General features: G+C 29.0%; 20 protein-coding genes and 9 tRNA genes. 28 read left to right on the forward strand and 1 reads right to left on the reverse strand.

Annotated features, from left to right (window positions below; genetic code table 11):
• The first annotated feature begins 160 nt into the window (after positions 1-160).
• Positions 161-1,237 carry a M24 family metallopeptidase gene (locus CNEONATNEC86_RS00565; protein ID WP_159135400.1) on the forward strand — a complete coding sequence of 359 codons (1,077 nt, stop codon included), beginning with the start codon at positions 161-163 and terminating at the stop codon, positions 1,235-1,237.
• A 91-nt stretch (positions 1,238-1,328) separates the two neighbouring features.
• Here the strand turns inward: CNEONATNEC86_RS00565 and murC are convergent, their stop codons facing one another.
• Positions 1,329-2,708 carry a UDP-N-acetylmuramate--L-alanine ligase gene (murC, locus tag CNEONATNEC86_RS00570; RefSeq protein WP_159135401.1) on the reverse strand — a complete coding sequence of 460 codons (1,380 nt, stop codon included), beginning with the start codon at positions 2,706-2,708 and terminating at the stop codon, positions 1,329-1,331.
• Positions 2,709-3,099: 391 nt separating this feature from the next.
• Between murC and purR the strand changes: the two genes are divergently transcribed.
• The 27 genes from purR (at position 3,100) to CNEONATNEC86_RS00705 (ending at position 22,195) form a co-directional block, all read left to right on the forward strand.
• Positions 3,100-3,915: a pur operon repressor gene (gene purR, locus CNEONATNEC86_RS00575; RefSeq protein ID WP_058293136.1), complete on the forward strand. Its 816-nt coding sequence runs from the start codon at positions 3,100-3,102 to the stop codon at positions 3,913-3,915.
• A gap of 289 nt (positions 3,916-4,204) precedes the next feature.
• On the forward strand, positions 4,205-4,480 hold the full coding sequence (gene spoVG / locus CNEONATNEC86_RS00580; RefSeq protein WP_058293135.1) for a septation regulator SpoVG: 276 nt from the start codon (positions 4,205-4,207) through the stop codon (positions 4,478-4,480).
• A 158-nt stretch (positions 4,481-4,638) separates the two neighbouring features.
• Positions 4,639-6,009, forward strand: a complete 1,371-nt coding sequence (glmU, locus tag CNEONATNEC86_RS00585; RefSeq protein WP_058293134.1) for a bifunctional UDP-N-acetylglucosamine diphosphorylase/glucosamine-1-phosphate N-acetyltransferase GlmU — start codon at positions 4,639-4,641, stop codon at positions 6,007-6,009.
• Between the two features lie 49 nt (positions 6,010-6,058).
• Entirely contained in the window at positions 6,059-7,024 is a 966-nt protein-coding gene (locus CNEONATNEC86_RS00590; RefSeq protein WP_058293133.1) for a ribose-phosphate diphosphokinase, read from the forward strand.
• Positions 7,025-7,245: 221 nt separating this feature from the next.
• Positions 7,246-7,932, forward strand: coding sequence for a response regulator transcription factor (locus CNEONATNEC86_RS00595; RefSeq protein ID WP_058293132.1), 687 nt, complete (start codon positions 7,246-7,248; stop codon positions 7,930-7,932).
• On the forward strand, positions 7,932-9,347 hold the full coding sequence (locus tag CNEONATNEC86_RS00600; protein ID WP_125147967.1) for a sensor histidine kinase: 1,416 nt from the start codon (positions 7,932-7,934) through the stop codon (positions 9,345-9,347). Before CNEONATNEC86_RS00595 ends, CNEONATNEC86_RS00600 begins: the two co-directional genes overlap by 1 nt.
• 17 nt (positions 9,348-9,364) lie before the next feature.
• On the forward strand, positions 9,365-9,940 hold the full coding sequence (pth, locus tag CNEONATNEC86_RS00605) for an aminoacyl-tRNA hydrolase (RefSeq protein WP_058293130.1): 576 nt from the start codon (positions 9,365-9,367) through the stop codon (positions 9,938-9,940).
• Between the two features lie 14 nt (positions 9,941-9,954).
• The gene (mfd, locus tag CNEONATNEC86_RS00610) at positions 9,955-13,458 is read left to right on the forward strand and encodes a transcription-repair coupling factor (RefSeq protein WP_125147968.1); all 3,504 of its coding nucleotides are present in this window, start codon (positions 9,955-9,957) and stop codon (positions 13,456-13,458) included.
• A gap of 154 nt (positions 13,459-13,612) precedes the next feature.
• Positions 13,613-14,650 (forward strand): peptidylprolyl isomerase, encoded by a 1,038-nt coding sequence (locus CNEONATNEC86_RS00615; protein ID WP_058293128.1) that lies wholly within the window; start codon positions 13,613-13,615, stop codon positions 14,648-14,650.
• Positions 14,651-14,907: 257 nt separating this feature from the next.
• Entirely contained in the window at positions 14,908-15,459 is a 552-nt protein-coding gene (gene spoVT, locus CNEONATNEC86_RS00620) for a stage V sporulation protein T (RefSeq protein ID WP_058293127.1), read from the forward strand.
• Between the two features lie 113 nt (positions 15,460-15,572).
• Positions 15,573-17,108 (forward strand): putative polysaccharide biosynthesis protein, encoded by a 1,536-nt coding sequence (locus CNEONATNEC86_RS00625; protein ID WP_159135402.1) that lies wholly within the window; start codon positions 15,573-15,575, stop codon positions 17,106-17,108.
• Between the two features lie 16 nt (positions 17,109-17,124).
• Positions 17,125-18,570, forward strand: coding sequence for a bifunctional methyltransferase/pyrophosphohydrolase YabN (yabN, locus tag CNEONATNEC86_RS00630; RefSeq protein WP_159115446.1), 1,446 nt, complete (start codon positions 17,125-17,127; stop codon positions 18,568-18,570).
• A 234-nt stretch (positions 18,571-18,804) separates the two neighbouring features.
• Positions 18,805-19,080 (forward strand): HU family DNA-binding protein, encoded by a 276-nt coding sequence (locus tag CNEONATNEC86_RS00635; protein WP_058293124.1) that lies wholly within the window; start codon positions 18,805-18,807, stop codon positions 19,078-19,080.
• 69 nt (positions 19,081-19,149) lie between these two features.
• Positions 19,150-19,410 carry an RNA-binding S4 domain-containing protein gene (locus CNEONATNEC86_RS00640; RefSeq protein WP_058293123.1) on the forward strand — a complete coding sequence of 87 codons (261 nt, stop codon included), beginning with the start codon at positions 19,150-19,152 and terminating at the stop codon, positions 19,408-19,410.
• Between the two features lie 104 nt (positions 19,411-19,514).
• A complete protein-coding gene (gene yabP / locus CNEONATNEC86_RS00645; RefSeq protein ID WP_058293122.1) occupies positions 19,515-19,808 on the forward strand; it encodes a sporulation protein YabP in 294 nt (97 codons plus the stop codon).
• Between the two features lie 9 nt (positions 19,809-19,817).
• The gene (gene yabQ / locus CNEONATNEC86_RS00650) at positions 19,818-20,210 is read left to right on the forward strand and encodes a spore cortex biosynthesis protein YabQ (protein WP_058293121.1); all 393 of its coding nucleotides are present in this window, start codon (positions 19,818-19,820) and stop codon (positions 20,208-20,210) included.
• A gap of 77 nt (positions 20,211-20,287) precedes the next feature.
• Positions 20,288-20,584: an FtsB family cell division protein gene (locus CNEONATNEC86_RS00655; RefSeq protein ID WP_058293120.1), complete on the forward strand. Its 297-nt coding sequence runs from the start codon at positions 20,288-20,290 to the stop codon at positions 20,582-20,584.
• A 142-nt stretch (positions 20,585-20,726) separates the two neighbouring features.
• Positions 20,727-21,137 carry a S1 domain-containing RNA-binding protein gene (locus CNEONATNEC86_RS00660; protein WP_058293119.1) on the forward strand — a complete coding sequence of 137 codons (411 nt, stop codon included), beginning with the start codon at positions 20,727-20,729 and terminating at the stop codon, positions 21,135-21,137.
• 207 nt (positions 21,138-21,344) lie between these two features.
• A tRNA-Leu gene (locus tag CNEONATNEC86_RS00665) sits at positions 21,345-21,433 on the forward strand.
• A 22-nt stretch (positions 21,434-21,455) separates the two neighbouring features.
• Positions 21,456-21,531 (forward strand) — tRNA-Met (locus tag CNEONATNEC86_RS00670).
• 4 nt (positions 21,532-21,535) lie between these two features.
• A tRNA-Met gene (locus CNEONATNEC86_RS00675) sits at positions 21,536-21,612 on the forward strand.
• Positions 21,613-21,617: 5 nt separating this feature from the next.
• Positions 21,618-21,706: transfer RNA gene (locus CNEONATNEC86_RS00680), tRNA-Leu, on the forward strand.
• Between the two features lie 22 nt (positions 21,707-21,728).
• Positions 21,729-21,804: transfer RNA gene (locus CNEONATNEC86_RS00685), tRNA-Met, on the forward strand.
• Positions 21,805-21,808: 4 nt separating this feature from the next.
• Positions 21,809-21,885 (forward strand) — tRNA-Met (locus tag CNEONATNEC86_RS00690).
• 5 nt (positions 21,886-21,890) lie between these two features.
• A tRNA-Leu gene (locus tag CNEONATNEC86_RS00695) sits at positions 21,891-21,979 on the forward strand.
• Between the two features lie 23 nt (positions 21,980-22,002).
• A tRNA-Met gene (locus CNEONATNEC86_RS00700) sits at positions 22,003-22,078 on the forward strand.
• A gap of 28 nt (positions 22,079-22,106) precedes the next feature.
• Positions 22,107-22,195 (forward strand) — tRNA-Leu (locus CNEONATNEC86_RS00705).
• Positions 22,196-22,337: the final 142 nt, after the last annotated feature.

Consider the following 22,337-nt stretch of genomic DNA (forward strand, 5'->3'; position numbering starts at 1 on the left):
ATATAGGAATATAATTGAGCTTAGGCTCGCACATGTTCGCTTAGTAAGCGATTCACACCAAATGAAATATTTGATAGGCTCACAAGATAGGAACTCACTTATGAACTTGGGCCTAGATAATAAATTTTATTTTTAGATAAATCTAAGGAGGATATTTTTAATGAAACAAAGTAGAATAGACAATGTAATTAAAAAGATGAAAGAAAATAATTTAAAACAGATTATTGTAACATCAACAGCTTCTATATATTATTTAACTGGTAAATGGATTTCAAGTGGAGAAAGAATGATTGCTCTATATTTAAATATAGATGGAAAGCATAAATTTATAGTAAATAAACTTTTCCCTATAGAAGGAAATATAGGAATTGATATAGTATGGTATACAGATAATGATGATCCTATTTCTGTATTAGGAAGCATAGTTGAAAAAAATGAAGAATTAGGTGTTGATAAATTTTGGCCAGCACATTTTCTTATTAAATTAATGAATATTAACATTATTTCAAAGTTCGTAAATTCTTCAGACGTTATAGATGAATTAAGAATGAGAAAAGATGAGGAAGAAAAAGAACTTATGAGAAAATCATCTCAAATAAATGATAAGGTCATGGAAAGATTTTGGAAAGAGATTAAAGAAGGATATACTGAAAAACAATGTTCTAGAATATTAACAGAATTATATGAAGAAGAGGGCGCTCAAGGATTTTCTTTTGAGCCAATTGTAGCATTTGGGGCAAATGGAGCTGATCCACATCATGAGTGTGATAATACAAAGCTAAAAAAAGGCGACAGTATAGTTATAGATATTGGAGGATTATATAATCATTATTGCTCTGATATGACAAGGACAGTATTTTTTAAAGAAGAACCAACTAAAGAAAAAAGAGAAGTATATGAAATTGTTAAAAATGCAAATTTAAAAGCTATATCAAAGGTTAAAGCAGGTGTGAAATTCTCAGAAATAGATGCTGCGGCTAGAGATTATATAACTGAGAGGGGATATGGAGAGTATTTTACTCATAGAACAGGGCATAGCATTGGAATTGAGGTACATGATAAAGGTGATGTGAGCTCAGTAAATAACGATGAGGTTCAAGAAGGAATGATTTTTTCAATAGAACCAGGAATATATCTAACTAATAAAATTGGAGTAAGAATAGAAGATTTAGTGCTTGTAACTAAAGATGGATGCGAAGTTCTTAACTCAGTTTCAAAAGATATAACAATAATTTAATTTTGAATTAAGTAAGATTAATGAATTTAACTAAAATAAAGGATCACATCAATATTAATATTGATATGATCTTTTTACTCTTAATATGAATTTATTTAGATTCTAAATATTTTTCTCCAACAATAACTACATCTCCAGCACCTACTGTTAATAATAAATCATCATTACCAACTTTAGACTTAACATATTCTAATGCTTCATCATGTGAATGAACATTAGTACATTTTATTCCTCTTTCACGTATAGCATCTCCAAGCATACCTGAAGATACTATTCCTGTATCTTTTTCACGTGCAGCATATATATCCATCAATATAAGCTCATCTGCATCATCAAAAGCAGTAGTGAATTCATCAAACAACGTTTTGGTTCTAGTATAAGTATGTGGTTGGAACACACAATATATTTTATTGTGATCTATTTTTTTTGCTGTACTTAAAGTCGCTTTAATTTCTGTAGGATGATGAGCATAATCATCAATTACAGTAACTCCATTAAATTCTCCCTTATATTCAAATCTTTTATGAGCACCCTTACACTTAGATAATCCACTAGCTATTGAATCATAAGTTATATTAAAAATTAGAGAAACACAAATTGTGGCTAAAGCATTTAATACATTATGCTTTCCTGGAACACTTAAAGATACACTAAATAAATTTTCGTCATCTTTATATACATCAAATGAAGCACAACCCATTTTGTTAAAATTAACATTTCTTGCAGTTACATCTGCATTTTCAAATCCATAACTTAATGTATTACATTTTGCTTTATTGATAATGTTTTTAACCCGAGGATCTTCTCCATATCCTACAAGATATCCGTCATCAGGTATTAAATTTGAAAATTTTTCGAATGTTTCAGCTATTTCATTTATATCTTTGTAGCAGTCTAAATGATCAGCGTCAATGTTTAAAATTACACCAACATAAGGGAAAAATTTCAAGAATGAACGTTTATATTCACAAGCTTCTGTTAAGAAGTACTCACTATTACCAATTCTGAAATTACCATCTATTATATCAAGTTCTCCACCAACCAATATGGTAGGATCTAAATTTCCATCAAGAGTAACATGAGATAGCATAGATGTACATGTAGTTTTTCCGTGTGTACCAGAAATAGCTACATTATATTTATGACCTTTCATTATATGACCTAAGAATTCAGCTCTATCCATTAATTGAATGTTTTTTTCTTTGGCTTCCAAAAGTTCTGGATTATCATTAGGTATTGCAGCAGTATAAACAATTAAATCAACATTATTAATGTTTTCTCTTCTATGACCTATGTATATTTCTGCTCCAAAAGACTTAAGCTTTTCAACAATCGGAGAATTTTTTGCATCAGATCCTGATACCTTAAATCCACTATTTAATAAAACAGCAGCAAGTCCACTCATACTGATTCCACCTATACCAATAAAATGAACTTTTTTATTTTTATCTTTTATAAAATCAAAAGACACATTAACAACTCCTTTTCATAAAAATATCTATAATTATTCTAAAAAATAAGAAAATTACAAGTAAAATAAATTTTTATCTATAATATATTGCAAAAATTAAAATTTAAGTTAATATTAAATAGCTGTAAATAAGATTTACTAGAAATTTGTGAAGCATAGAATAAATTATAAATTTACATATAACCATATATAATTATATACATTTTTCAGAGAATGAACCATAGAAAAACAATAAATACATAATATTATATGTAATTTTATTATATTTGTTAATCAATTTTAGATATAATATTAAGTTTATATCTAAAAATATTGCTATTAATTTGAATTTAGAATAAAATATGAATATTAATAGCAATAAATTAAAATAAAATTCGTGTAGGTGATTTTAGTGGAAAAGTTTACGAGAAATAAGAGAGTGGTCGCAATAACTAAAATATTATTAGAAAACCCAAATAAAATAATTGGATTAAATACTTTCTCAGAATTATTAAATGCAGCTAAATCAACAATAAGTGAAGATATAGTTGTTGTAAGAGAAGTTTTAGAAAAATTAGAAATGGGTAAAATTGAAACTATTGCCGGGGTAGCTGGAGGAATAAGATATGTGCCAGGAATAAGTAATGAACAGAAGAAAGATTTTGCGTTAGAGTTATGTAAACAATTAGAAGATGGAAGTAGGGTAATTCCGGGGAATATGATTTATATGACAGATTTAATGTATAATCCACAGATAATAAATAAAGCTGGTGTATTATTATCATCATGTTTTCAAGATAAAAATGTGGATTATGTAATAACAGTAGAAACAAAAGGAATTCCTTTAGCATATGAAGTAGCTAGAAATTTAGGAGTTCAGTTAGTTATTGCTAGAAGAAGTAGCATAGCAACTGAAGGATCTACAGTTACAATTAATTATGTATCAGGAACAAGTGGAAGATTGCAACAAATGGCTCTTTCTAAAAAGTCAATGAAATCAAACAGTAGATGTATATTCATTGATGACTTTATGAAAGGCGGCGGAACTGCTGTTGGGATTAAAGATTTATTAAAGGAATTTGACAGTGAATTAGTTGGCATCGGAGTGTTAGTAGATAATCAAGCAATAGAAAAGAAATTAGTGGATGAGTATGTTTCAGTGGTAGAACTCAAATCTGTAGATAAGTCAGCAATAATAGATGTTCAACCTTCTAAGATATTTTCTTAAAATAATTAAAAATTAGAGATTGAAATATATTATTTTGTAATTTGAGAACCCAAGTTTATTAAAAAGTAAAATTATCTTATAAAAATATAATAAAATATTTCGTTTTATTATACAAAAATATACAAAAAAGCAATGTGTTAATTCATTATATAAGATAATTTTTAGGAAAGTTGACATAAAAAATAAATTTTCTAATAATTTAACAAATTAAAAAAGGAATTTAGAAATTTGTGGAGAAATTATATAAATATGAAATTTTAATAAGCAACTGGGAAGGGGTAGAGTAAAAATGCAAATTACAGACGTTAGAATTAGAAAAATCTCAGCAGAAGGTAAAATGAAAGGAATAGTTTCTGTTACTTTTGATAATGAATTCGTGATTCATGACATCAAAGTTATAGAAGGACAAATGGGATTATTCATTGCTATGCCAAGCAGAAAAACACCAGATGGAGAATTTAAGGACATAGCTCACCCAATAAATACAGAAGCAAGAGAAAAAATTCAAACTGCAATTTTAGAAGCCTATGAAAAAGCAGTAGCTCAAGAAAATGCAGAAGAATAATGATTTATGAAATAAGAGGAAGTTTTGTGCTTCCTCTTATTTCGTTTGAAGTATCAAACATCTAAGATTCTCATGGGTTGAAATAAATTTATCTTTCAAATATAATTAATTAGAATAATAGAATAGGCTTATAGCTTATATAAAGAGGTGTTATTATAATGTATAAATGCGCATTAATTCTAGCGGCAGGACAAGGTAAAAGGATAAAATCAAATTTACCTAAAGTACTTCACAAAGTATGTGGTAAGGAAATGGTAAAGCATGTTATAGATACGGTAAAAAAAGCAGAAATTCAAGATATAAATTTAATTATAGGTAAAGGAGCAGAGCTTGTAGAAGAAAAAACTAAGGACACAGGTGTCACTTATTCACTTCAAGCAGAGCAATTAGGGACTGGGCATGCAGTTAAATGTGCTAAAAAATTTTTGGAAAATAAATCAGGAGTTGTAGCTGTTTTTACAGGAGATACACCTTTAATAAAGCAGTCAACAGTTGAAAGCTTAATAAATGATCATATAAACAACAAGAATGCAGCAACAATTTTAACAGCTATGGTAGACGATCCAACTGGATATGGAAGAATAGTTAGAGATGAAAGTGGAAAAGTATTAAAAATTGTTGAACATAAAGACTGTAATGAAGAAGAACTCAAAATTAAAGAGATGAATTCAGCAATTTATTGCTTTGATATAGAATTATTAGTTAAATCATTAGATAAATTAAATAATAATAATAAGCAAGGTGAATATTATCTTACAGATGTAATTGGAATTTTAAAAGATGAAGGATATTCAATTGGTGCAGTTGTTACTGACATCGAAGAAACTATTGGAGTAAATTCTAGGGTTCAGCTAGCAGAAGCAGAAGAGATTCTTAGAAATAGAATCAATACTATTCACATGGAAAATGGCGTTACATTAATAGACCCTAAAACAACATATATAGGTGCGGATGTTGAAATAGGAAAAGATACAATAATATATCCAAATAACATACTAGAAGGAAATACTGTTATAGGTGAGAATTGTTTATTATATCAAAATTCAAGAATTAAGGATAGTGTAATAGGTAATGAAGTAGATATCCAATCATCTGTAATATTAGATAGTAAAATTGGTGATAATACAACCGTTGGACCTTTTGCTTATATTCGTCCAGATAGCATTATAGGTAAGAGTACAAGAATAGGAGATTTCGTTGAAATAAAGAAAGCTACCATTGGAGATGGAACTAAGGTATCTCACTTAACTTATATTGGAGATGCAGAAGTGGGTTCAGGATGTAATTTTGGATGTGGAACAGTAGTAGTAAATTATGATGGAAAAGAAAAGCATAAGACAATTATTGGAGACCATAGTTTTATTGGATGTAATACTAACTTAGTTTCTCCGGTTAAAGTTGGTGATAATACTTATATTGCAGCAGGATCAACTATTACAGCTGAAGTAAAAGAAGGAGATCTAGCTGTAGCAAGGGCAAAACAAAGAAATATTAGTGGTTGGGTTGAAAAAAGAGGATTAAAAAAATAGCAATTTAAATATTATTAGCTAATAATTTTTAAGGAGGTCTTCTGACATTATGATAACTCATGGAAAAAATATAAAAATTTTTACTGGTAATTCTCATCCGCAGTTAGCAGAAGAAATAGCAAATATACTAAATGTAACTATGGGAAAATCAAAAGTTTCAACTTTTAGTGATGGAGAAATATCAGTTGATATTTCTGAAACAGTAAGAGGAACAGACGTATTTATAATACAATCAACTTGTTCGCCTGTAAATAATAATCTTATGGAATTACTAATAATGATTGATGCTTTTAAAAGAGCATCAGCAGGAAGAATAACAGCTGTTATTCCATATTACGGATATGCTAGACAAGATAGAAAAGCTAAATCAAGAGATCCAATAACGGCTAAGTTAGTAGCTGATCTATTAACAACAGCTGGAGCAAATAGAGTATTAACTATGGATTTACATGCAGCACAAATTCAAGGATATTTTAACATTCCAGTGGATCATTTACTTGGATCACCAATACTTGCAGAATATTTTATAAATAAAGGATTAATTGACAAGGATGATGTTGTGGTAGTGTCACCGGATTTGGGAAGTGTTACTAGAGCAAGAAAATTTGCAGATAATTTACATGCGCCGATAGCTATTATAGATAAAAGAAGACCAAAAGCTAATGTTTCTGAAATTATGAATATAATTGGTGATGTAGACGGAAAAAGATGTATACTACTTGATGATATGATTGATACAGCAGGAACAATAACAAATGCTGCTAATGCGCTTAAGGATTTGGGAGCTAAGAATGTTTATGCTTGTTGTACTCATGGAGTGCTATCAGGTCCTGCTATGGAAAGAATAAATAGTTCATCAATTGAAGAATTAATAATGCTCAATACTATACCGCTAAAAGAAGAAAATGATAATTATAAAATTAAATCAATATCTGTTGCTCCTCTATTTGCGGAAGCAATTAGAAGGATTTATGATGATCAGCCAATAAGTAAGTTGTTTGAATATCAAAGATGATACATATTGGAAATATCCCTCTATGGCATTAAAGCTGTAGAGGGTTTTTGCAGTATGAATTTTAAGGCATTATTAAGAATATTACTTAAAATTATGATGATAGAATTTAATATGTCATGTTTGTAATAATATATGGTTTATTATAAAAATGCTTTATTTACTACCTAATGTAAGGCATAATTATATATAATGAATTTTGAATATTTTGGAGGAAATAAAATATGGAGAGTTTATCGGATAAAATTTTAATAGTAGATGATGATGAAAATATAAGTGAAATTTTAAATATGTATTTAGAGAGCTCAGGATATACTACTAAAATAGCTAGTACAGGAAAAAGAGCTCAAGAATTATTTTTGGAATATAATCCCAATTTGGTGTTGCTTGATGTAATGATACCTGGAATAGATGGGATAGATGTATTAAAGTGGGTGAGAAAGCAAGGCGAAGTTCCTGTAATAATGCTTACAGCTAAAGGTGATACATTTGATAAAGTTTTAGCATTAGAATTAGGAGCAGATGACTATATAGTTAAACCTTTTGAACCAAAAGAGCTATTAGCAAGGGTAAAGGCTGTTTTAAGAAGATATTCAGCTGATAATGCTAAGAGTGAAATAATAAAGCTTAGTGATTTATCAATAGATCCAACATCATATAAAGTTATTTTTAATAAAGAAGATATAAAAATGCCGCCAAAGGAATTTGAACTTTTGTATTATTTAGCAAAAAATAAAAATAGAGTATTTACAAGAGAACAATTACTTTGCGAAGTATGGGGGTATGATTACCCTGGAGATTCTAGAACAGTTGATGTTCATATAAAAAGATTAAGAGAAAAATTAACTAGTGGTGAAGAATGGCAGATAGAAACAGTTTGGGGTGTGGGATATAAGTTTGAGGTGAAATAATGAGGAAACATGGCTTATTGCATAAATTAATGAATATTAATGCTATTATTATGGCTTGTGTTTTAACTTTTTTAGCTTGTTTACTATCTATATGGATAAAAATGAATTTTATTACAGAAAAAGAGCTTCAATTTAATCAAATGGGGCAATATATAAGTAATATGATAATAACTTATTCTGATATTGAAGATACTGAAGAAAGTAGAATTTCTAAATTGAAAAATATATTAAATATATCAGGAACAGCAATAAATGCTGATATATATATACTAGATGATAAGATGAGAATGTATATTTCAGCAGATAATATTAAACATATATATGATGCTGAAGATGCTAAGATTTTAAATTTATCTTCAGATGTCTTAAAAAGCGGGAAGACGATAAAATATATAAAAAAGAATTATACTTGCATATATCCTGTAATGCAAGATGGTGAATTTAAGGGCTGTGTTGTTATGGAGTCGCCTTTATTTTTAGTTAAAGGTCAATTAAGTAAAATATATATTATTATTTGGATTTCAGCAGGTCTTTTTATGATCTTATCTACTATAGTTTTATCATTTTTTACAAATATAATATTAATTAATCCATTGCATGAAATAAGCAAGACCGCAAGAAGATTTGCCAATGGAGAAGTGGATAAAAGAGTTAGTATATGTTCAAATGATGAAATCGGAGAATTGGCAAAATCGTTTAATATAATGGCTGAATCATTAGAAAAAGTTGAAAATAATAGACGAGAATTTATATCTAACGTTTCTCATGAATTAAGGAGTCCTATAACTTCAATTAAAGGGTTTATATCAGGAATAATAGATGGCGTAATCCCAAAAGATAAAGAGGGATATTACTTAGAAAGAGCGTATAATGAAACTCAAAGATTAACCAGATTAATTAATGATTTATTGGATTTATCAGCTATTGAGTCAGGAAAACTTAAATTTAAAATGAAAAAAGTTGATATTAATGAAATAATACGAATTTGTATTATAAATAATGAGCAAAAATTAAATGATAAAAATATAAATTTAGAAGTTAATTTTCAATACGAAAAATGTTTTGCAAATGCAGATGAAGATAAGATGATGCAGGTGGTAACAAATTTGTTAGATAATTCAGTTAAGTATTGTGGAGATTGTGGAACTATAAAAATAAGTAATTATATTAAAGGAAATAAAATATTTACTCAAATATACAATGATGGACCTCAAATAGAAGAAGAAGAAATAAATAAAATATGGGATCGATTTTATAAATCAGATAAATCTAGAACTAACAAGGTAAGTACTGGACTAGGACTGCCAATAGTTAGAATGATACTCATGCAGCAGGGAGAAGAAATCTGGGCAGAAAATGATAAAATTAAAGGTGTAAATTTTATTTTCACCTTAACTAAATTTAAAGAATTATAATAAAGGAGTAATGAAATATGTTTTTAATAGTTGGACTTGGAAATCCAGGTATTCAATATGAAAATACACGACATAATATAGGATTTAATGTTATCGATAATATAAGTAAGGAGTATAATATTGATATAAATAGGGAAAAATTTAAAGGTATGTATGGCGAAGGCTTTATAGGCAATACAAAAGTGATTTTATTAAAACCAACTACATATATGAATTTAAGTGGAGAAAGTATAAGAGAAGTAGTTGATTTTTACAAGATTACTAATGAGCAGATAATAGTTATTTATGATGACATAAGTTTAGATATTGGAAGACTTAGATTAAGGGAAAAAGGTAGTGCAGGTGGGCATAATGGAATAAAGAGCATAATAGCGCATTTAGGTACAGATATTTTCCCGAGAATAAAGGTGGGCGTAGGACAACCTGACGTTGATCTTGTAAAATATGTACTGGGTAAATTTACAAAAGAGGAAATGGATATTTTAAAATTTAGTATAGATGCATCCACAAAAGCAGTAGAAGAGATTATAAAATCAGATGTTAAGCAGGCTATGAATAAATATAACGGATTTAAGCCGAATTTAAGTATTTAAGGATGGTGCAAAATATGAGGTTAAAAGGATTATTGGAGCCTTTAGAGGAGAGTTCAGAGTTTAAGAACTTAGAAGATTCAATTAAAGGTAAAAAATATCCTATAGGAATATATGGTATATCAGAATCTGGAAGAGGATATATAATAGATGGTATATTTGAGAATATTGATAAGTCTATAGTAGTAATAACTCAAAATGATATAGAAGCCAAAAACCTATATGAAGATTTAATATTATACACAAATGAGGTTTACTATTTCCCAGCTAAGGAGGTAGTATTTTATAATATTGATGCTGTATCGGGAGATTTAAGATGGGCTAGATTAAAAGTAATAAATGAGATATTAAATAATAATAAAAAAATAATTGTAACATCTGTAGATGCATTTGCCTCTAAATATACACCACATAAATTATTTACAGAATATAATATAAAATTAAAAGAAAATGATGATGTTGATGTTAAAGAGATAGGCAAAAAACTAATTCAATCAGGATATGAAAGAGTAGAAATGGTTGAAGGAAAGGGTCAATTTTCTTTAAGGGGGGGGATTCTTGATGTTTTCCCAACATGCTCAAGTTATCCATATAGAATTGAATTATTTGGAGATGAAATAGAATCCATAAGAACATTTAATATAGAATCACAAAGAAGCATTGAAAAAGTTAAATCAGTAAACATATTTCCAGCAAAAGAAATAGTCCTTACTGACGAGGCTTTAGAATATGGTAGAGAAAAACTAAAGAGTGAATTTGAGGAAATAGAAGATAAGGATAAAGATAAAGACAGAGTAGAAAAATTAAGAAAAATTTTAAATAAGAATTTAGAATCACTAGAAGAAACATGTTCTTTCGAAACTATAGATAGTTATTTAAATTATTTTTCTAAGAAGACAGAAAGCTTATTTGATTATTTTAATGATTATTATTTTATAATGGATAATGTTCAAAGATGTGAGGGAAAATTAAGTTCTACATATATAGAGTTTGAGGAGAATTTTACAGCATTTTCTCAAAGAGGAGATATTTTTCCGGGACAAGGAGGACTATTACTTAATAAAGAAGAAATACTAGGATTATTTTCAGAACAAAAAATAATTTTTTTAGAATCGTTATCTCAGAATAATAACTGGTTAAGACCAATTACAAAAATTGATATAAGTCAATCAACGTTAACAAATTATCAAGGTCAGTTAGATTTATTAATTGATGATATTTCAAGAAAGAAATCTGAGGAATATAAGACGTTAATTTTATCAGGTACAAGAGCAAGGGGAGAACGTTTAGTAGACACATTACGTGATAGAGGAATTGAAAGCTCATATAAAGATTCTGTAGATAAAATTAATTTTGGTGAAGTTGTAATTACTTTTGGAAATCAGCTGAAAGGTTTTGAATATCCAAACTATAAAATTTGTGTAATTTCAGATAAGGAAGTATTTGGCGAAGCTAAAAGAAAGTTAAAGACTAAAAATAAATCTAAGCAAAAAGGTATTGCAAAGATAAAAAGTTTTGCAGAACTTAAACCAGGTGACTATGTAGTTCATGCTAACCATGGAATTGGTGTATATAAGGGTATTAAACAAATTGATGTTGCAGGACATAAGAGAGATTACTTAGATATTGTGTATGATAAGGGGGATAAGCTTTATGTTCCTGTTGAGCAATTGGATTTAATACAAAAATATGTTGGAAGTGAAGGGAAATTCCCTAAGATAAACAAACTTGGTGGAACTGAATGGCAAAAAGCTAAAGCTAAGGCTAGAAAATCCATTAATGAAATAGCTGAGGACCTAGTTAAGCTTTACGCAACAAGAGCAACAGTAAGGGGCTACAAATTTTCAAAGGACACACAATGGCAAAAACAATTTGAAGATGAATTTCCTTACGAAGAAACTCCGGACCAATTAACATCATTAGAAGAAATTAAAAGTGACATGGAATCAGATAAGCCTATGGATAGACTTTTATGTGGAGATGTTGGATATGGAAAGACAGAAGTTGCAGTAAGGGCGGCATTTAAATGTGTTATGGATGGAAAGCAAGTGGCTTTTTTAGTTCCAACTACAATCTTAGCAGAACAACATTACAAGAATATGAAAAATAGATTTTCAGATTTTCCAATAAAAGTTGATATGGTAAGTAGGTTTAGAACTACAAAACAGCAAAAGGAAACACTTCAAAGGCTTAAAGAAGGAAACGTTGATATTTTAATAGGAACTCATAGAATAGTTTCAAAGGACATACAATTCAAAGACTTAGGATTGTTAATAATTGATGAAGAGCAAAGATTTGGAGTTAAACAAAAAGAGAAAATAAAAAATTTAAAGAAAAATGTAGATGTATTAACTTTAAGTGCTACTCCTATACCAAGAACTCTTCATATGTCATTAACAGGGGTGAGAGATATATCGGTTATAGAAACTCCTCCAGAAGAGAGATATCCTGTACAAACTTATGTTGTAGAACAAAATGATCAACTTATAAGAGATGCAATTTTGAGAGAAGTAGGCAGAGATGGGCAAGTATATTTTGTTTATAACAGAGTAGAAGATATTGATAGAATGGCTAAATACGTCCAAGAATTGGTTCCGGAGGCTAAGATAGGCATCGCACATGGTCAAATGGCAGAAAGAGAACTTGAAAAAGAAATGATGGACTTTATGTCGGGAGAGCATAATGTACTGGTGTGTACAACAATTATAGAAACTGGAATGGATATTCAGAATGTAAACACTATTATAATATATGATTCTGATAAAATGGGATTATCACAACTTTATCAATTGAGAGGAAGAGTAGGTAGATCTAACAGAATAGCATATGCATATCTGCTATATACTAAAGATAAGGTTTTAACAGAAGTAGCAGAGAAGAGACTTAAAGCTTTGAGGGATTTTACGGAATTAGGATCAGGATTTAAGATAGCTATGAGAGATTTAGAAATAAGGGGAGCAGGTAACATGATGGGATCTTCTCAACATGGACACATGGCAACTATAGGATATGATTTATATTGTAGAATGCTCGAGGATACTATTAAGATAATTAAAGGTGAAATAAGTAAAGAACCTATTGAAACTACAGTAGATATAAAAGTTGATGCATTTATTTCAGAACATTATATAGAAGATGAAATACAAAAGATAGAGGTATATAAAAAGATTGCAGCTATTGAAAATATAGATGATTATAATGATATAGAAGAAGAACTAAACGATAGATACTCTAAAATGCCTGAATCAGTTCGTAACTTGATGGATATAGCATATATAAAGAATAAAGCAAAAACTGTATTTATTGAGGAAATAAAAGAAATGCCAAAAGTGATAATATTTAAATTCGCTCAAGGCGAAAGTGATTATTCTAATATTTATGTAAATCTTATTAAAAAATACAAAGATATTGTGGTATTGAAATTTGGATTAGAACCATATTTTGCTTTTAAAATTAAAGGAATAAAAAAAGAAAATAAGTTAGAGTTTTTAAAAGAAGTAGTAGATGACATAATCTTGTAATAAAAAAATGATATACTAAATTATATTGTTTATTTTGAACTGAGTAATATTACAATATAAATATTAATTGAAAAAATTGAATTGTAAAAATAATATTGATATACTAATATTATGTCTTTTACAGCAATACTTAGAAAAAAGCGAGGGGAATACTTTGAAAAGATTAAAAAAAATTATTGCAACTGCAGCAGTTTGTGCATTAGCAATATCAATGATGGGTTGCAAAATGATTGAAAAAACGCCTGAAGCTATAGCAAAAACAGTTATTGCAAAAGTAGGTGATGAGAAAATTACTAAAGGTGATTTAGAAAGTGAATTGGAAAAAGCTGGAGTTGTTCAGCAATTAAAATCTACTTATGGCGAAGATTATGCAAATAATGATCAAGCAAAAGAACAACTTAAACAAATAAGACAACAATATTTAACTATGTTAGTAAATGAAAAAGTAATGATACAAAAAGGTACTGAATTAAAATTAATACCATCAGATGATGAACTTAATAAGAAAGTTGAAGATACAATTTCTCAATATAAACAAGTGTACGGTGGAGAAGATCAGTATAAGAAAGCTTTAGAGCAATATGGTTATACAGAGGATAGCTTTAAAGAAATTCAAAGAGATCAAGCAAAATTAAATGCTATATATGAAGCAATGACTAAAGATGTTAAGATAACTGATGATGATGTAAAGAATTATTATGAAGAGAATAAAGACAGTAAGTATACTACACAAGGAGAAATAGATTATAACAAATCTTTAGAAGAAGCTAATGCTATAAAGGCTGAATTAGATGCTGGTGCAGATTTTGCTAAGACAGCTAAAGAAAAATCAACTGATACTGGAACAAAAGACAATGGCGGAAGCTTAGGATTTGTAAAGTATGATGATACTCAATATGTTCAAGAATTTATGGATGGATTTAAAAATTTAAAAGAAGGTGAAATTTCAGCACCTGTAAAGAGCCAATTTGGATATCATATAATTAAAGTCACTGGTGTAACTAGTGAAGGTGCGAATGTATCTCATATTTTAGTTGCAGAAAGAGGAGAAAGTAAAGTAACTCCTTTTGATGAAGTAAAAGATAGCATTAAATCACAAGTAACTCAAGAAAAAACTAATGCAGCATATAATTCAAAATTAGAAGAATGGAAAAAGGATATACAGATAAAGACATACGAAGATAGATTATAGTAAATTTTCTCCTCTTAACTTAAAGAGGAGAAAATTTTTTTTTATATAATATAAAATTTAGTTATTAGTGCATAAAATTTCTATATATTCAAATAATAATATCGTAAATTACTTAGATAAAATTACTTAAACAAATATAGAAGAAAGGAGCATGTTGTTAGAAAGGAATAGATAACTTTATATTAAATAATATTTTTAAGTGTTATATAACAAAAACATATAATATTTTATAAACTTTCTACAACGGTGAATAACTAATGAAAGCAACAGGAATTGTCAGAAGAATTGATGACTTAGGAAGGGTAGTAATTCCAAAAGAAATAAGAAGAACATTAAGAATAAGGGAAGGAGATCCGTTAGAGATTTTTACAGACCGTGATGGAGGAGTAATATTGAAAAAATATTCTCCAATTGAAGAGCTAACTGATTTTTCAAAGGAATATTGCGAAAGTTTACAACAAGTTATAGGACATATTGTATTGATATGTGATAAAGATGCATTTATTTCAGTAAGTGGAGCTCCCAAAAAAGAGTATATTGAAAGAAAAGTAAGTAACGAATTAGAAAAAATAATGAATGATAGAAAAACTGTGTTATTAAATAAATCTTCAGGATCAGTAGTTCCATTACATAATGATGATGAAGAAACAGAATATATCAGTCAAGTCATTGCACCTATCATAGCAGAAGGTGATGAGATTGGAGCTGTAATTATTCTATCAAAAGAAGATGATGTAGAATTAGGAGATGTTGAAACAAAACTAGTTGAGACAGCAGCTGCATTTTTAGGAAAACAAATGGAGCAATAATACTTCTTTGAGAAACATAAAAAATCAAAATTATCAATAATTAAAATAAAAGTCATAATACCTCCAGATTTACAATAAGAATTATTAATAGTATGTAAGTTTGGAGGTGTTTTATGAAAAAACAATCACTTGTTAAAGCAAGTTTAATTTTAGGTATAGCAGGAATATTAACAAGATTCCTAGGATTATTTTTTAGATGGCCATTGATAATGTTAATTGGAGATGAAGGTATAGGGTATTATCAGATGTCTTATCCGCTATATATGTTTTACATAGCATTAGCTTCAGGTGTACCAGTTGCTATGTCTAAAATAATATCTGAAAGAAATGCTGTAAATGATATAAGAGGAACCTTCGAAGTAATGAAGGAGTCGTTTCTTTTAATGATAATAATAGGGACAGGCATGACGGTATTCTTATTTTTCTTTGCTCATCCTATAATTCATTATCTTAAATGGGATGAGAAGTCGTATTATTCTTTAATAGGGATCTCTTTTGCTCCTGTTGTTATTTCATGTATGACAATACTAAGAGGATTTTTTCAAGGATTTCAAAATATGACCCCATCAGCCATATCTCAGATAATAGAACAAATTGGAAGAGTGCTTTTTGGAGTGGGATTAGCAGTGTTTTTATTGCCAAGGGGTATAGAATATTCAGCTGGTGGCGCAGCCTTTGGTGCAACAGCTGGAGCGGTTTTAGGTACGTCGTATCTGTATTCAAAATATAAAAAAATAAAAAAAGAATATGGAATAAAGAGATTGAAGGCTAATTCAGATGTATTAAATACAATACTGAAAATTGCAATTCCAATTTCATTGGGAACAACAGTAGGAACTATAATGAATTTAATAGATTCCATTTTAGTTCCGCAAAAGCTGTTACAAGCTGGTTTTACAACTACAGAAGCTACAGTATTATATGCTCAATTAACTGGAAAAGCGTCTGTCATAGTTAATATACCACTTACACTTTCAATGGCAATTTGCACATCTTTAATTCCTATAATTGCTGAGAGTTTTATTTTAAAAAAGAATAGTGAATTAAAGAATAAAATAAATATGTCAATGAAAATGGCAATAGTAATAGCACTTCCGTGTACGCTTGGTTTATTCTTTTTAGCTGAACCTGTAATGAAATTTATTTTTCCAGGAAGATTTGAAGGATTTGAAATATTGACATATCTATCTATATCTATACCATTTATAATAATAACACAAACTACTACGTCAATATTGCAAGGAACAGGGCATTATATAAAGCCGGTTATAAATTTATTTATTGGATGTATTGTTAAGGTAATATTAACATGGACATTAATGCCTGTTAAATATCTTAATATTTATGGTGCAGTTATTGGAACTATAAGCGCATATGTTATTGCAAGTATATTAAATATTATAGTCTTAAAAGTTACGCTAAAAATAAAATTAGATTTATATGACATATTAATAAAACCTTCATATGCATCAATAATTATGATAATAGCAGTAATGTTTAGTTATAATATTATATATAAGTGCACTGTAAGTAATGGTATATCATGTTTGTTGTCAATATTTATAGGAGGAATAATATATGGTATATTAGTAATAGTATTTAAAGTATTTGGAATAGAAGAAATAAAAGATAGAATCAAAAGGATATAAAAAGGAGAGGAACCTAATGATTAAAATAGTTGGATTAGGACCAGGATCAAAGGAATCATTAACAATAGGAACATTAAATGAACTTAGAAATGGGAAGAATGTGTTTTTGAGAACAGAAAAACATCCAACAGTAGATTACTTAATAGAAGAGAAAGTGAATTTCAGCACCTATGATAACGTATATGAGACTAAGGAAAGCTTTGATGAAGTATATTTAGATATAGCACAAGATTTAATATGTAAACATAAAGAGTGCGGGGACTTGGTTTATGCAGTTCCGGGTCATCCTCTAGTTGCTGAAAAATCTGTTTTTAATTTAATTGATTTATGTAAAGAAGAAAACATAGAGTATAAAATAATTCCAGCTGTTAGTTTTATAGATGCTATGATGGAAGGTCTACAAATAGATCCAATAGAAGGATTAAAGGTAATAGATGCATTTGATATAAAAAATCAAATATTAGACAAGAGAATAGGAACAATAGTAACTCAAGTATATAATCCATTAATAGCATCAGAAGTTAAACTTAGATTATTAGAATATTATAATGATGAGACAGAAATATTTTATGTAAGAGCAGCAGGTATACAGGGAGAAGAAAGTATTAGAAAGATACCTTTATTTGAACTAGATATGCAGGAGGATATAGACTATCTAACATCTATATATATGCCTAGGGATCTAAATAATAAAAAAGATTTTAATGATTTATTAGATATAGTAGAAAAATTAAGAAGTGAAGATGGATGTCCTTGGGATAAAGAACAGACTCATAAATCCTTAGAAAAGGCACTTGTAGAAGAGAGTTATGAAGTTATTGATGCTATAGACAGAGATGATGATGACGCCTTGATAGAGGAGCTAGGAGATGTATTACTTCAAGTTGTATTTCATTCATCAATAGGTAATGAAGATGGTTATTTTAACATTCTAGACGTAATAGAGGGGATTTGTAATAAAATGATATATAGACATCCACATATTTTTAATAGTGATGTTAATTTAAATACCTCTGATGAAGTTATAATCAAATGGGATGAATTAAAAAAGAAAGAAAAGGGATATTTAGGACTTGTTGATGAAATGAAAGGAATAACTAAAGGATTACCAGCGCTTTTAAGAGCGCATAAAGTTCAAGAAAAGGCTAAAAAGGTTGGATTTGATTTTGAAAATGTTGATGAAGCAATAAAAAAATTAAATGAAGAAATTCAAGAAGTAATAGATGTATATAATATGGAAAATATGGATAAAATAAAAGATGAAGTCGGTGATTTATTATTTTCTTGTGTAAATATTGCTAGACTTTTAAAGGTTGATGAAGAAATTTCTTTAAATAATGCTATAGACAAGTTTATACGTAGATTTGCTTATATTGATGAAGAATCAAAGAAAAAAGGTATTGAATTAATTGATATGAGCTTAGAAGATATGGATAAACTTTGGGAAAAATCAAAAAAATAGATTAATATAACAATATATTAAAGGAATTTTCTACTTTTTGAAGAATAATAATTTATAAAGTAACTATGTTGTAACTTATTTGCTATATAATTTTGCTTTATTTTTAATTCAATGAAAGAATTTGTTTTTCTATAGACTCTTGTGGAAAGAGGTTATATAATAAAAGGGTGCAACTTAGTACATAAAAAGAACAGTTTAAATAAAATGTAACTGTATTTTAAGGAGGATGTTATTGTGAATAAATCAGAATTAATCACTAGTATGGCAGAAAAAAGTAAATTAACTAAAAAAGATGCTGAATTAGCTTTAAAAGCATTCATCGAAACAGTTGAAGAAACTTTAGAAAACAAGGATAAGGTTCAATTAGTTGGATTTGGTACTTTTGAAAGCAGAGTAAGAAAAGCAAGAAAAGTAAGAAATCCAAGAACAGGAGAACCTCTTGATATTGCTGAAACAACAGTTCCAGTATTCAAGCCAGGAAAAGAATTTAAAGATAAAGTTAATAAGTAATAATTAACTTAAAATAGGAAAAGTGGACCCGAAGTTTCGGGTTCTTTTAATTTACTATAAGGAGAAGAAATGAGATTAGATAAGTACTTAAAAGTTTCAAGAATAATAAAAAGAAGAACGGTAGCTAAGGAAGTTTGCGAAAGTGGAAGAATAAAAATAAATGATAAGGTAGCAAAACCTTCTACAAAGATAAATGAAGGTGATATTATCGAAATAACATTTGCTAACAGAATGCTTAAAGCAGAGATTATTAATATTGCTGAACATGTTAGAAAAGAAGATGCTAAAGAAATGTATACTATACTAGAAGGCGAAGAAGACAAAGAGTAGAAACTAATAACTACTCTTTTTATTATATTTAATAGAAAATATAAATTCTAAATCTAATCCTATAATCATATATGTATATAAGAAGAATATAGGAGGAAGTTTTTATGGAGAAAAGAGTAGATAATAAACAAGAAGAAAATAAGTCTAATTTAAATTTAGAAAATAGAAGAAGATTAACTATAAGTGGAGTTATTGAAGTTATAAGTTTTGATGAATTAAAAATAGATTTGACTACTAATTTAGGTAATCTAACTATTAAAGGTGAAGATCTAAAAATGAATAAATTAGATGTGCAAAATGGAGATGTTATAATTGAAGGCAATATTGCATCTATGGTGTATAATGGAAAAGTAACAAAAAAGAGCGATGAAAGCATAATAAAAAGGCTATTTAGGTAGGGTAAGAAGATGCCGCTACAGATAAGCATGCAATTTAACATAGTATTCTTTAGTATATTAGCAGGAATAATAACAGGCATACTATTTGATATGTATAGAATAATCAGAGGGTTAAGTAATTTTAAGGCTGTTATGATTGTGGAAGATATATTATTTTGGATACTCGCAAGTATAATTGTTTTTACTTTTTTATTATATACTAACTATGCTTTTTTAACTCCATATGTATATATTTTTATATGTTGCACTATTTTACTTTATATGATATTTATAAGTAAGTATTTTTATAGTATCGAAAAATTTATACTAGATATAATTTTTAAGATTATAAGGGTGATATTAAAAAACTTAAGTTATCCATTAAAACTAGCATTTTATAAGATTATAGATAAGAATAAATAAGAAAAATATCTTGAATAATATTAATATAGTGTTTACAATATAATTAGGGTAATTTATAAAAATAGAGGTTCTATATTATGAGAAAAAAGTCAATATTAAAGAAATTGATAATTGCTTTATTTTTATTCATCTTTTGTTTTGGCTATATTAGACAAATGATAACAATGAACAGAATAGAAAAGGAAATACAAAGCAAACAATCTCAGTTAGACGAAATTAAGACTAAACATGAAAGACTTCAAGATGAGGTTAATAAAATTGATGAAGGATCATTGGATTACTTAGAAAGATTGGCAAGAGAAAGACTTGGTATGATTAAACCCGGTGAGAAAGTTGTTAATAGTGAAGAGTCGGCCAAAAACGATGGGAATTAGATTCTGATTTTTATAAATATTTATCTTAAATTGAATAATAAAAAATCATTTAACTAATAATTAGGTTTAAAGCAAGAATAATTACTAATGTAAATTGTTCTTAAACAATATATTTTCAAATTCAAGGAGGAGTCGTTTAAACATGACCTTAATGGCAGGAAACATAGTAGAGGGCACAGTAGTTAATATTACAAATTTTGGAGCTTTTATTGAAGTTGAAGGGAAAACTGGATTGGTTCACATCTCAGAAGTAGCGGATTCTTATGTAAAAGATATAAAGGAGCATCTTAAAGAACAAGATAAAGTTAAAGTAAAAGTTATATCAATTGATGATAATGGTAAAATAAGTCTTTCAATAAAACAAGCAAATACTAATGTTCCTAAAAGATCAGCTAGACCAGCGGAAATTGATTGGAAATCATCTGAAAAGAAAAAATCAGCAGCAAATAACTTTGAAGATATTATGTCAAAATTCTTAAAAGATAGTGAGGAAAGAATGCAAGATGTGAAAAAACATCAAGAATTCAAAGGTAAGAATAGTAAAAGAGTTTAATTATCTATCAAAGATATTATTAATGGCGCTATTATGTAGGATGAATTAATAATTGGCTTGTTTTGCAATTATATTTATTCTACATTTTTTATACATTAAAATTTAATTAATTAAAATAAATAATAAAATTTATAAAAAAATTAGGTTGACAGTAATAACATTATGCATTATAATAAGTTTTGTTGTTAGCAGCTTGATGTTCAACAAGCCGAAGTGGCGGAACTGGCAGACGCACAGGACTTAAAATCCTGCGGTGGTTAAACACCGTACCGGTTCGATTCCGGTCTTCGGCACCAAAAAATAAATAGTATTTAACATCGCGGGGTGGAGCAGTTGGTAGCTCGTCGGGCTCATAACCCGAAGGCCGTAGGTTCAAGTCCTGCCCCCGCAACCATTATGGCGGAATAGCTCAGCTGGCTAGAGCACTCGGTTCATACCCGAGGTGTCGTAGGTTCAAGTCCTATTTCCGCTACCAAAAGTGCCGAAGTGGCGGAACTGGCAGACGCACAGGACTTAAAATCCTGCGGTGGTTAAACACCGTACCGGTTCGATTCCGGTCTTCGGCACCAAAAAATAAATAGTATTTAACATCGCGGGGTGGAGCAGTTGGTAGCTCGTCGGGCTCATAACCCGAAGGCCGTAGGTTCAAGTCCTGCCCCCGCAACCATTATGGCGGAATAGCTCAGCTGGCTAGAGCACTCGGTTCATACCCGAGGTGTCGTAGGTTCAAGTCCTATTTCCGCTACCAAAAGTGCCGAAGTGGCGGAACTGGCAGACGCACAGGACTTAAAATCCTGCGGTGGTTAAACACCGTACCGGTTCGATTCCGGTCTTCGGCACCAAAAAAATAAATAGTATTTAACATCGCGGGGTGGAGCAGTTGGTAGCTCGTCGGGCTCATAACCCGAAGGCCGTAGGTTCAAGTCCTGCCCCCGCAACCATAATTATATAACAATTGCCTTATAGTATGCCGAAGTGGCGGAACTGGCAGACGCACAGGACTTAAAATCCTGCGGTGGTTAAACACCGTACCGGTTCGATTCCGGTCTTCGGCACCAAAGACTTAAGCAAAAGCTTAAGTCTTTTTTGTTTTGTGCAAAATTCTATATAAAGATGAAAAAATATATGTCATTATATTTTTTCTAAATTAAGTGACGAGTTTGACAGAGAAATTTCTTAAATGTAATATTTATATAATAA

Source organism: Clostridium neonatale (genome assembly GCF_900465025.1).
Lineage (GTDB): Bacteria > Bacillota > Clostridia > Clostridiales > Clostridiaceae > Clostridium > Clostridium neonatale.